Below are 13,274 nucleotides of genomic sequence, written 5' to 3'. Positions count from 1 at the left end.
TACCATTCGAACGAAACGGGCGTACCGGCGGTAGGATTAGCTATCAATGAAATTGAGCCTGCTCCTTCCAGGTTCTGAGGTGTGGTGATCGGAGATAAAGCGATCGGAGTAACAACTCTGATTACAACAGTTGTTGAAACAGCTGTTGCGTTCGTCATCTTATTCTTCGCACTCAGTGTATAGGTATAGGTTCCGGCTGTTGTCGGAAGAGCTACACCCGCGTTCAAGGTTGCATCCGTCGCACCGTTTCCGGTATACGTATAATCGAACCAGGTTGTATTCAGACCACCGCTTACGTAATCAGCCAGATTCAGCGTAGTCAATGCATTATCGGTTGTACAGAAATCTTTCTGTACCGTTCCGTCCACAACGATGGTAGCCGTAGGATAGATACGAAGTTCGATTGCATCACTCATACCTTCGGCACAAGAGATCGCTCCATGACCTTTCACTTTGTATGTAACAGAAGTATAAGCCGTAGAGGTATTCGTATGAGCCGTGTACGCTTCCCAGAAGCTGCCTGATGTATTGCCTGTTGCAACAGATACATTGTTTTTGAGCAATTCATAAGTAACAACGGTTCCTGACGCTGCGGTAGGTGCTGTGATCGTTGTATTTCCGCTGCCTTCTACTTCCAGAGGAGTAGTTACAGGACCAAAAGTGATCAAGTCATAGACAGTGATTGTCAACGTTGTGGGTACTGCAGTCGAACCGGCTTTTTTGTTCTTCGCTTTCAACGTATAGGTATAGGTTCCGGCTCTTGTCGGAAGAGAAACGTTGGCATCTAAGGTTGCATCCGTAGCTCCGTTTCCGGTATACGTATAATCGAACCAGTCGGTTTTCAGACCGCCACTTACATAAGCTGACAACTTAGGAGCCGTAGCTGCTGTGGTGGTACAGAAAGTAGTAGCCAGGCTTCCGTCTACAGCGATGGTAGCGGTAGGATACACTTTCACCTTCACCTCTTTCTTCGCAGACTCGGCACACATACCTGTTGCTGTTACCTTATAGATATACTCGGCATAACCGGTAACGGAAGTAGTTGTCAGGGCAGGTACTGCCACTGATTGGCTGAAGTTGTGAGAAGCTCCGTCTTCGGCAGCGGCAGCGGTGATTTCGTTGTCTGTATTGTCATACAGTTTATAATCGAATTTACTGTTAGCCTTAGCTTCACCGGCGGATACAGCAGCAGCGATTGTGGCTGTCGCATTGGTGCCGGCAGCGGCTTCTACATCGGCAGCTGTCACGGCACCCAGGGTGATGGGGGCATACTTGATAGCAGTCACATTGACCTGAGCCGCAGTCGATGAGTAGTTAAACGCATTCTTTGCCCATACATACACCATATGTGTTGTTCCGGTAGACAGGCTGATTGTTGTAGTAAACGCTGTTGCAGCACCAGGAGTAGTTTCCGGGCTTGTACCTGTGGTATTCCACCAGAATGTTTCTGTTGTAAAATCGCCTGGATTATTAAACAAGGCTTTCAGGTCCAAAGTAGCTGTTGCACCACAATCGTAGATAGGTCCACTAGGGTTGTTCAGCGTCACTCCTGCCGGACGGTCCGTAACGGTTACCGATACGGCAGCACTTTCGGTTGTTCCACACAGATCATCCTGGTCACCGTTTGCGTTATTCACGATCTTCACGGTGAAAGAAAGTGTACCTACGTCTCCTACTAAAGGAGTATACGTTTTAGTTGTCGCCGTTGTCGGACCATCTATTGCGGTTGAACCGACATAGTACTGGTAATAAGTTCCGTTTCCGGAAGCGCTGGCGCCACCGGCTGTCAGGGTGATTGTTTCCCCTACCAAGGCAGCAGTCTTATCGGCACTAAGCGTAGCGGCTACAGCCGTATTGACTGTGACAACAACATCCTGTGCGGTTGCACCGACAATCGTTGATTCCGTATTATGCTGGGCGCGTATTTTCAGTGTAGTGGTACCGATCGCGAAGTCTTTCGCCGTGATTAATGGAGTGAACGAAGCATTTTCGCTGAACACCACATCGATCCATTTCGAATGACCGGTCTGGATAAAGGTTGCAGCCAGGTCGGTTACATTCTTCGCTGCATCATTGCTACAATACGGGGCAATCGTATTCAGGCTGAAATCCATAGATGGATATACCACATAAGGAAGTTCAACGGTTCCATACGAATTTCCGTCGATAGATACCGCAACGGTTACCTTTTCGGTCTTCTTACCATTTTCAGTATCAAATGCTGTCGCATCCGGATAAGAAGCAGCCGTCGGAGCAAGAGTCAGGGTTGTAGTTGACAGAGTTCCGTCTGTGGCAGTTACTGTTCCGTCGAATTTGGCACTATTGATTGTCCAATTCACAGTTTCACCCACATGCACATTGAAAGAAGCATCTTTATCCGTCATCAGGAAGGCGATCTTCTCTGTTTTTGAAACCAAGGGGTTAGGCTGAGTGGTTATTCCTGTTCCACAATCGGCCACGGTACCAAACATAATTTCTGTAATTACTGTTGCTTCAACATCCTGTTCCGGGAAGTCCACAAGAGCGATATGCTCTGCCGAACCGGCTATTGGATACGTATATTTCACAGGGATGGTATAAGATACCTTCTTGTTTGCACCCTTATCCGCACCTGATGCATTATACTCAGTCACTGGTATATCGATCTTCAATGTACGGGTATTACCGGACACTGTATTCTCAGTCGTAGTGATTGTCAATTGCCGGTCTGTGATACCCAGATCGGAAGAGTTCATCGTGATTGTATTACCATCCAGATTTAATACTTTCGGAAGCACTACTTCTACATAAGTAACAGCAGCTACTTCGTTTACAGTCAGTTTTTCAAGTGTTACATCTATTGTCTTCTGATCGGTATCTGCTGCTCCGAAGGCTTTCTGAGAAGGAGTCACACTGACGTTGAAGCTAAAATCAACACCGGTCGCCGACATACGAGGCAGTTTGATCTCGTCATTATTTTTCACAGCTGCAGCACCGTAAGCATCCTTACCAAAGATATTGGCTGTGATACGGTCGGTCAACGTGATGTTACATACCGGTTTCAACTGGATATTAAACTTCACTTCCACCTTATTGTCGACTCCTTCCCTACCGGTAAGGCCCACCAATACATCATTCGACGTAAGCACATCTGAAACCTTCAGGGTGATATCAGCACCCGCATCGCCCATAGTCGACAATGCCGTTTGAATAGCAATGGGAAGAGCGACAGGCGTACCGCCGTTATATGCTGCCGTATTAGCTGCACCTCCTACAAATTCATAACCTGCAGGAATATGCAGTGTCATATAGCCATCATACAAGTGACCGCTACTACGTTCGGAATTGATCGAAGTTGTCAGGATAAATGGCGTATTGAAAGTAAGCGTCTGCGTACTGGAAGTGAGTTCGCCCGATACGGTTGCCGGCTGTGGAGAGAAGGTGATCGTTGTTGCACGTCCTTTGTTTTCTCCCGGAATATCTGCTAAAACATCGGATGTTACATTTGGAGTATACCCTCCTTTATTATAATCCGATACCACTTGTACACGAACCGGAAAGTCCGAAGAAGTTGAACCATCGTGCTCTACTGACAACACATAACTCAAACTTTTCGGAGAAGCCGGAAGGCCGCTCGGCAATTTGATCCAGTTGCTGCCGCTGATACCACCACCGCCGGAAACATCCGCACCGGTAGCCGAATCCAATAGTTTCACGTTCTTCACATCGCCGTCGATATACAACCATACATCTGTCAATGCGGATGTAGCCGTGTTCGAAAGGGAGATAAGAGAGGTTCCCACTTTACCAGGTATAGGTTTTGTGGTATTTGCATCAGCCGTAGTCACATCGATACTGGTACCGCTGTAGTTGAAGGTGACATCCCGGCTTAATGGCTTCCCAATAGCGTTCTTATCCTTGTCTGTTAAGGTATATGTAAAGTTCATGGTACTAACTGGCTGTGCGCTTTGCTGGGCTTTATACTTACCTCCAACCTTAAAGGTCCATTTATCATCCGGGAAGGAGAATTTATTTGCCGCTAATACAGTACTTTCATCTTGATTAAGATCAAAAACATCACTCACATCTACTGTGCAAATATTCAGGTTTTTATCATATGTAAATGGATAAGATACAATTTTTTCTTCCGAACGATCACTTGATGGAACATATGTTAAAGTCACAGTATTTCCAACCATCTCATATCCTTCCGGCAAAGTCATTTGGAAAACACCCGGCAGTGCTAAGATACGAGCTTCTTTATTAAAATAAGGATTTTGTAATCTACTATAGTTAAGAATTGCGACAAAGGCATTAAAATCTTTTTCGCTATTGTCCTCAAAACCTACAGAGTAACTATCTCCTCCAATACCTGCAACTCGAGTATCTAAAGAATACAGACCAAACGGTGAAGAAGCAACTGCATTACCTAAACAGCCATCGGCAGTTGCTATATCCGGATTCTTATCACTAACTGTATGGATATAACATTTTGTTTCAACTGAACCCATTCTATTTGTACTTCCTCCATTAGCCTCGAAATGAAGTTCTACATGAAACAAAGCATCCTTAGGTAAATTCCCTGTATATTTAATTACAAATTTCTTACCATTTGTATCATCATCCCAGGTAATAGTAGGAGTAACAGGTGTACCACCTACTGTAGCCGATACTGCCTCCCATTTGAATTTACTCTTATCCAGTTCTTTCAACTCACCTACTAAATAGAGAGTACCTCCTGCAGCATACTCGTTGCCAATAACACCACCCAGGATCTTGCCATCCCAGATCATTTTTCCTTTATCACCATTGATATAGGATGTATGCAGAATATCATCATTTTCTCCAGCTGTTGTCTGAGGAGTATTGGGGATACCATTGTTGTCATCATCTAGATAACCTCTCGTTTTCCGAATAAGACGGAAAGGATCTACCCCCGAAGCAGGAGAAACCAAAGTTATCCCATTATTTTCCGCCCAAAGACTAACGGATTGTATAACCTGTGACATTCTATCTATGCTTCCGGTTCCATCCCCTGGTATATGGTTGATTGTATAACGAACCGATCCCTGCTGATCAGTGGAAGAGCTTCCTGCTTTAAAATCGAAAGTCAAATAGGATTCGGATATATATGCGAAATCAAATACGTACTTTGTATCAGAAATTTTAGTGGCTGTTTTAATAGTATTTCCTTTTGTATTAATCCATTTAACACCATCCGTTTCTAAGGTTAACCAGGAAGGAATATCCAATTTTACTTCAAATTTACCTTTAGTCTTGCTTCCATTATAGGTTGAAAAGCGAATTTCTTGTGTATAGGTATCACCCGGTTGATATACTTTTCTATTGGGTGCTTCTTTAAAGTGAGGCCAGCCTTGATATGCAATCACATATGAAGGAGCTACAGACGTACCTCGTTTGCCTGCTTGCGACTCACAATAGGAAATATTTATTCTATAACCTGAAATTGTTGCCACATCAGTTGTATATACATTCAAATCATCCGATATATTATATATTTGTCCGTTTTTAGTACCTACCCATACTTCCAGGAATCCATTAATAGGAACAAAGGTTCCTGAAGGAAGTCTTACAGTAAATGCATTAGGACTTTTCGCGGGTTCTTTTAGAGGATGCCCCAAACGACCACCATGTGTTTCCCCTTTTATTCCACTTATTTTTTGAGGTACTCCTCCATCTATGGAATACCATACATTATCTACATCTACAATAGAAAAAGATCCATAGGGATATGCATCTAATTCCACCTCATAAGCAGCCGCGTCTCCCGTATTTTTAAATAGAGTCCGCGCATAAGAAGTCGTCGTGAGATCCATTGGGATATCATCGGTTGCGATCTTTGCCGCTCCTATAGTAGGAGTTGCCGTATAATAAGACTCATTCGCCAGATCATAATGATTCAGAACCGGTTTTCCTCCCGGCAGATCATAGGCCATCAACAGTTCTACCTCAACCGCCGTAGCACAGCTGTTCGTGAAGTCCGGATAAGCGGCTTCCGCTTTGATTGTGCGCAAGGCTTCCAGGGTTGAACTGGCTTTAAAAGTAATCTTATTGTCCTTCGTACCGGCAGCAATGACTCCACCCAATTGAGTTTCAGAGACAGGAATGGTATAAACAATCGATGAAGAACCGCTTGTTGTATATGTCAACGGAGTTCCATCCAGTTCAATATCCTCCAAAGTCGTTTTATCATCAACTGTCAGGCGAAGTTCAAAATTATTGATCTCCACATCGGTAGCACCGATAGCCAATGTATACGTATGTTTCGCTGTTTTATCCATATAAGGAATACTTAATTCCTTCGGTGTAATAGTGATCCCGGGAACCTTGGCTACCACGGACGTTTTATCGTGCACCGAGCCAAACTTCTGATCATCATCGTAGAACTGAAGGTTCACCGTTACATCATCGGGATTCAGCTCCGCTCCGCTTCCGGCTTTGAGAAGCAATAAGGCTTCCACTTCAACGCCCGAAGCAATGCTTGAAAGGCCCGTTATAACGATTTTACCAGATGTCGAAGTATCAAAGGTAGCTCCTGACTGCTTCACTGTATTCAAGAATAATTCCCCTGAGGCTGACTTATATTCGATATAATCAGGAAGCGATATCTCTATCGTTGGGTCATTGATAATATCCCCCGTAAGTGCTTTAAAACTCAGCTGTGCTGGTTTTCCGGCAACAGGGAGCACATTCGGGCTAAGTGTCACCGATGTCCAGGTGATCTGCCCATAACCACTCGCTGTCCCCATCAGGACTGCCAGTAGCATCATACACCAAAGGCGGTAACGACTATGCGCCGTTCGCCACCTTTTACTTTTTTGTAAAGTGTCTACTTGTTTCATACGATTAATTAATAATTATTAGTAAATAAATAGTTTGTTGATTTTGTCTTCTTTTTCTCTTTTTCGCTGTTTTTTACTGTTTTTCTCTTTTTTCATGATTTCAGTACTCATTTTTTTTGTAACGGTTATTATTCTATCTGTCAAGACCTTATACAAACGATCGGCGTTCCGTCACTTATGAAGAGACGGAACGGTTCTTGGAAGAGGGGTTTTACGTTGATAAACTGATCGTTAGGGGGGGCGGATATTTGTTAAAAAAAGTGATAAAAACGAATATGAGAAACAGCCCTTCAGAAAAGGAGGGGTATTCAGGTCCGGGAAAGGCCTTATAGCCTTCTTCCAGAGAGAGAAGTCGCAAAACAGATCTTTCTTCCTTTTTGGAGCAAGGAAAAGAAACAAAATGTAAACAGCTAATTAATAATAATTTATGAATAATCTATTGTATGCAGCCGAACATCAGGCCTGTTTCAATTACAAACAGGATTCCAACTATTTTATCCAGGTGAAACACTGCCTGCCGGGCTGCGAATGGATCGATACGGTGCAGGCTACGGAGGTCATGATTTTGATTGAAGGAAGTATGCATCTTTCGTTTGATTTTGTCCTCAACAAAGAGTTACATACGGGGCATATGATCCTTTTTGCTCCCGGCACCCATTTCAAGATACGAAGCCAGGAGGGAGCTTCTTTACTGATCTTGCGGATACGCGAAAGCATTCGACTCTGCGATTGTTTTTCATTGAACCAGCTCAAGGCAGTAGCTGTATCGACAGAAGAAAAGACAGACCTTCTGGAGGTTAAACCAATCCTGCAAACCTACCTGCGGGAGCTCCGGCAGAACCTCCAGAGCGGCCTTCTCTGTGCAGAATATATGAAGTTGAAATGCGAGGAGTTCCTGATCCTACTCCGGGCGTATTACACTAAAGATGAACTGTCTAGCTTCTTCTCTCCCGTACTGCATGAAAATTCGTCCTTCACGGATTTTATCCTAAAGAATTACCGCCGGGTGAAAAAGGTAAATGAGTTTGCCCAGCTCTATGCCTGCAGCCTGTCGAACTTCGACAAGAAGTTCAAAAAGGCCTTCGGCATCTCCGCCTATAAATGGATGAAAGGCAAGCGGGTCGAATTGATCTACCACGAGATCAACACCACCAACAAGCCCTTCGGACAGATTGCCGAAGAGCAGGGATTCCTCTCTCTTCCCCAATTTACGGACTTCTGCAAAAAGAACCTCGGCGATTCACCCGGAAGGATACGCAAAGGGATCTCCAATGCCCTCAAAGGAGAAGAAAACAAATAACTATTTATGAATTTTATGAAAAGTATAAAGAACCGTTTGGAAGCAGAAATCTGCTATATTTGCCCCGTCAGTAATATGCCTTAAAAAACGCGTGTTCCGTCTCTTCATAAGTGACAGAATCCATATTCCAACCCAACAGGCTGTGCACAAAGGTAACAAATTTCAAATTACTTCCTAATATATCCCTTGAATTTCTTAATTTGGCTAATAATTAACGATTAGTGATTAACGATTAACGTTTAGTGATTAGTGGTTAGTGGTTAGTGATGAACGATGGGTGAAGCGTGAAAGATTATAATTTACAATTTATAATTAACAATTAATTATTAGTGCTAGTCTACACAGTTGGTATTTGGGTTATTTTCAATAAGAGAACGATGTATATACAGGTGCTATCTGACAAAAAGTGACCACCCATTTCAGGATAAGTCATAAGTCCAATCTGCTGGAAAATAAAATTGCCGATAGCTGTCAGCACAATTGCCGATATATATCGACACAAGTGTCGACAATTATCAGCACAAGTGTCGACAGCTATCGGCAATTTTATTTCGGGGCAGAAAATGATTTATTCAGAAATGAGTAGTGATCACTTTTTGTCACTGTTTGTTCTGAAAGTGGACGTGATAAATGAAGAACAATAACGATTAACGAAAAGAGGTTCGTTGGGTAGCAAGCCTTTTTTGTTCTATTGTATGCTTGTGTTAACAAAAAGTCAATACTTTCCGTATATTTGTAGAATATAGGATGCGGTTCGGCAATCCCTTCATGAAAATGAATTTTCTTTTAGGATTGCGCTCACCTTTCACTCTATTTGTAAAATATAGGATGTGGTTCGGTAATATGCAAATGAGCCAGGGTTTGTGCCTGGTTTTCGTCCTGTTGGTGATGAAAGATATTGTACTCAATAAAAATCAATCTATAAGATGAAGAATGAACTTGAAATGAATGCCAATCAATTGGTGGAGTTTTTACAAAAACCTGCTGCGGAGTTTACCAAAAAAGATATTATAAATTTTATCCGTGAGAAACAGATCCGGATGGTTAATTTTATGTATCCGGCAGGGGATGGTCGTCTGAAGACATTAAATTTTGTGATAAACAATAGGGCTTATCTGGATGGGATCCTGACTTGCGGGGAGCGGGTCGATGGTTCCAGCTTGTTTTCTTTTATTGAAGCGGGCAGCAGCGATTTGTATGTGGTTCCACGTTTTCGTACAGCCTTTATCGATCCTTTTTCAGAGATTCCTACATTGACGATGCTTTGTTCGTTCTTTAATAAAGACGGTGAGCCATTGGAGAGTGCTCCCGAATATACCCTACATAAAGCCTGCAATGCCTTTAAAGAGGTTACAGGCATGGAGTTTCAGGCGATGGGTGAGTTGGAATATTATGTGATTGCTCCGGACAATGTCTTATTCCCGGCCAGTGACCAACGCGGTTATCACGAGTCGGGGCCTTTTGCCAAATTCAATCAGTTCCGTACCCAATGTATGCAATACATTGCCCAGGCAGGGGGATTCATTAAGTATGGGCATTCGGAGGTAGGTAATTTCACCCAGGGTGGACTGATCTATGAGCAGAATGAGATTGAGTTTCTGCCCACAGCGGCGGAAGATGCTGCCGATCAATTGATGATAGCCAAATGGGTGATTCGTAACCTGGCTTCTACCTATGGATATACGATTACTTTTGCTCCCAAGATTACGGTAGGGAAAGCCGGTTCCGGTTTGCATGTACATATGCGTATTATGAAGGAGGGCAAGAATCAGATGTTGTCAGGAGGAGTGCTGTCTGAGACTGCTCGCCGGGCTATTGCCGGGATGATGGAGTTAGCTTCTTCGATTACAGCTTTTGGAAACACGAATCCGACCTCTTATTTCCGTTTGGTACCTCACCAGGAAGCGCCCACCAATATTTGTTGGGGAGACAGGAACCGTTCGGTCTTGGTGCGTGTGCCACTGGGATGGACCAGCAAATCGGATATGAGTGTGTTGGCCAATCCCCTGGAGGTCGACAGTGGGTATGATACGACACAAAAGCAAACGGTAGAGATGCGTTCGCCGGACGGATCCGCCAATTTGTATCAGTTGTTAGCCGGTCTGGCTGTTGCCTGTCGCCATGGTTTTGAGATGGACGACGCACTCGCTGTGGCCGAAAAGACCTACGTGAATGTCAACATACACCAGGCGGAGAACCAGGACAAACTGCGTCTTTTAGAGCAACTGCCGGATAGTTGCGAAGCCTCTGCCGAATGTTTGCAGCGGCAACGGGCTGTGTATGAAAAATATAATGTTTTTAGTCCCCATATGATCGATGGTATTATAAAAGGATTGAAGGCATACAAGGATAAAACCTTACGCAGTGATCTGGAAAAGAATCCGGAAGGTATGCGTAAGCTAGTGAATGATTATTTCCATTGCGGCTAAGCCTATGGAAGGGGAAAATATCTTATACAGTACGACACGATGAAAAAAAGGGAAAAAAAACCTTACAAAGTAGGCCTGGCACTCAGTGGGGGCGGAGCCAAAGGTTTTGCCCATCTGGGTGTATTTCGCTTGTTAGAAGAATGCGGCTTGAAACCGGATATCATTTCCGGAACCAGCGCCGGTGCCTTAGCCGGTTGTCTGTATGCTGATGGATATACTTCGGATGAAATCATGCAATTGTTTATCGGAAGGGAGTTTTCGGAGTTTGCCAAGATGCAACTGCCCAAGGCCGGGTTGTTTGACAACTCCAGGCTCTGCCACTTTTTAGAGAAACATTTACGGGCGAAGAATCTGGAGGATCTGGAGATACCCCTGGTGGTGGTCGCTACCGATCTGGATCATGGCATAAGTCATGAGTTCCGGACGGGTTCTATTGTTGATGCCGTGGCCGCCTCTTGCAGTGTGCCGATTATTTTCACGCCGGTGGAGATCGACGGCATTCATTATGTGGATGGAGGTTTGTTTCGTAACTTCCCGGTGACCAATATCCGGCAGGAATGTGATAAGGTGATCGGGGTAAATGTAAGCCCTTTAATACCTATTAAGTATAAACAGACAATATGGCATATCGCTGAACGTTCTTATCATTATATGTTCCGTGCCAATACGACGGAAGATCGCCTGTTGTGTGATGTACTGATCGAAGCGGAAGATGTAGGAGCCTATAAGATGTTTGATTTGGATAATGTAAACGAGATTGCCCATATCGGTTATGAAGCCGCCCTGCATGCTTTTAATGAATTGGTTCAGGACAGCAAATTCGATTTGTTGGTGCGGGAAGTACAAAAGATAAAAGCGCGTACGAAAGCTTAAACCTTTTGGCCCGCTTGTTGGTTATGCATACAAGAAGATGAAAAAACAATGAATGAGATGAATAAAATGGTTATATATCAGGTGTTGCCTCGCCTGTTTGGTAACCTACAGCCCTCTTCCGTAACTTATGGGAGTATTCGTGAAAATGGTGTGGGTAAGTTTGCTGCTTTCACGGCAGAGACTTTAGCGAAGATCAAAGAGCTGGGTATTACGCATATCTGGTATACCGGAGTGATTGAACATGCGACCAAATCCGATTTTACGCGGTATGGGATCCGCAGAGACCATAGTGCCGTGGTAAAAGGGACAGCGGGTTCTCCGTATGCCATCAAGGATTATTATGACGTAGATCCGGCCTTGGCAGAAAGTGTGCCGGACCGGATGAAAGAGTTTGAAGCGTTGGTGGATCGTACCCATGTTGCGGGTATGAAGGTGGTTATCGACTTTGTGCCGAACCATGTTGCCCGGCAATATCATTCCGATGTGCGGGAGTCGTTTGTGGAAGATCTGGGACAACACGATGATACGACCAAAGCCTTTGATCTGAATAATAACTTCTACTATCTCCCCAACCAGACCCTGGAACTTCATTTCGGAGCGAAGCAGGAGGATTTCGAATACAGTGAATTTCCGGCGAAGGTGACAGGCAATGATTGTTTTTCTCCCGCTCCCGGGCGTAACGACTGGTATGAAACCGTCAAGTTGAATTATGGAGTGGACTATATGAACGGAAGAATTGCTCATTTTGATACCGTTCCTAACACCTGGGGCAAGATGTTGGATATCCTTCTCTTCTGGGCCGGTAAAGGAGTGGATGCCTTCCGTTGTGATATGGCGGAGATGGTCCCGGTAGAGTTCTGGCATTGGGTGATACCTCAGGTAAAACAAAAATACGATGTTTTATTTATAGCGGAGGTATATAACCCGGAGGAATATCATAATTATCTTTATACCGGTCACTTCGACTATTTGTATGATAAGGTCGGTTTATACGATACTTTGCGTGCCGTGATTTGCGGGAGTGCACCGGCAAGCGATATCACCCGTTGCTGGCAGGCCTTGGAAGGCATTCAGGCGCGGATGTTAAACTTTCTGGAAAACCATGATGAGCAGCGTATTGCTTCCGACTTCTTCGCGAAAGATGCCCGGGCAGGCTTCCCGGGTATGATTGTCTCGGCCACAATGAATACCAATCCCGTTATGATATACAACGGTCAGGAACTGGGAGAGCGGGGTATGGATGCGGAAGGATTCAGCGGATTGGATGGGCGTACTACTATCTATGACTATTGGAGTATGGAGAGTGTGCGTCACTGGATTGCTAACTGGACATTTGATGGAAGTCAATGTACGAAAGAACAGAAAGAGCTTCGTGCGATGTATGCCAGGCTGTTGAATACTGTTCTTTCGGAAAAAGCCTTTGCGAAAGGCGTGTTTCATGATCTGATGTATGCCAACCTGGAGAATCCCTATTTCAATTCGCAACATCAATATGCTTTTATGCGTGCCTACCGCAATGAGGTCATTCTTGTGGTAGTCAATTTCGATAAGGCAGAACAAACAGTCCGGGTACAAATTCCTCAGGCAGCCTTTGAGGCTTGCCAGATAGAGGATAACCGGCCGGCTACACTGACGGATCTCTTTACAGGAGAATCGACGGTGGGTACGTTGACAACGTCTTGGCCGTACCAGGTCGTATTACCCGCTTATTCGGGGAAAATATTGAAGTTCGTGTACTAATTCTTTGTAGGTAAGGGTAGATATTGATAATTGTTTTGTACTTTTGCGGTACAATTCAAATCTATTTACTTTAAAGATTAATATTCGGAA

The 13,274-nt window shown here is 44.2% G+C and carries 5 protein-coding genes; 4 read left to right on the top strand and 1 reads right to left on the bottom strand.

The features are described from left to right. The coding region (locus tag D0T51_RS07215; RefSeq protein ID WP_163727245.1) for a hypothetical protein at positions 1 to 6,842 on the bottom strand (6,842 nt) is incomplete at its 3' end. A 427-nt stretch (positions 6,843 to 7,269) separates the two neighbouring features. On the opposite strand from D0T51_RS07215, the gene D0T51_RS07210 reads away from it, so the two are divergent. The 4 genes from D0T51_RS07210 to D0T51_RS07195 all read left to right on the top strand — a co-directional run bounded on the left by D0T51_RS07210 (position 7,270) and on the right by D0T51_RS07195 (position 13,184). Next, entirely contained in the window at positions 7,270 to 8,142 is an 873-nt protein-coding gene (locus D0T51_RS07210) for a helix-turn-helix domain-containing protein (protein ID WP_163727242.1), read from the top strand. A 926-nt stretch (positions 8,143 to 9,068) separates the two neighbouring features. Beyond that, positions 9,069 to 10,571: a glutamine synthetase family protein gene (locus D0T51_RS07205; RefSeq protein WP_163727239.1), complete on the top strand. Its 1,503-nt coding sequence runs from the start codon at positions 9,069 to 9,071 to the stop codon at positions 10,569 to 10,571. A 39-nt stretch (positions 10,572 to 10,610) separates the two neighbouring features. After that, positions 10,611 to 11,444 (top strand): patatin-like phospholipase family protein, encoded by an 834-nt coding sequence (locus tag D0T51_RS07200; protein WP_163727237.1) that lies wholly within the window; start codon positions 10,611 to 10,613, stop codon positions 11,442 to 11,444. A gap of 48 nt (positions 11,445 to 11,492) precedes the next feature. Then, complete coding sequence (locus D0T51_RS07195; protein ID WP_163727235.1) at positions 11,493 to 13,184, top strand: alpha-amylase family glycosyl hydrolase; 1,692 nt, start codon at positions 11,493 to 11,495, stop codon at positions 13,182 to 13,184. Positions 13,185 to 13,274 lie beyond the last annotated feature (90 nt).

It is taken from the genome of Parabacteroides sp. 52 (assembly GCF_010500925.1).
Lineage (GTDB): Bacteria > Bacteroidota > Bacteroidia > Bacteroidales > Tannerellaceae > QVMG01.
Note: the sequence above shows the minus strand (reverse complement) of the source record. Positions and strands in the feature narration are given on the sequence as shown.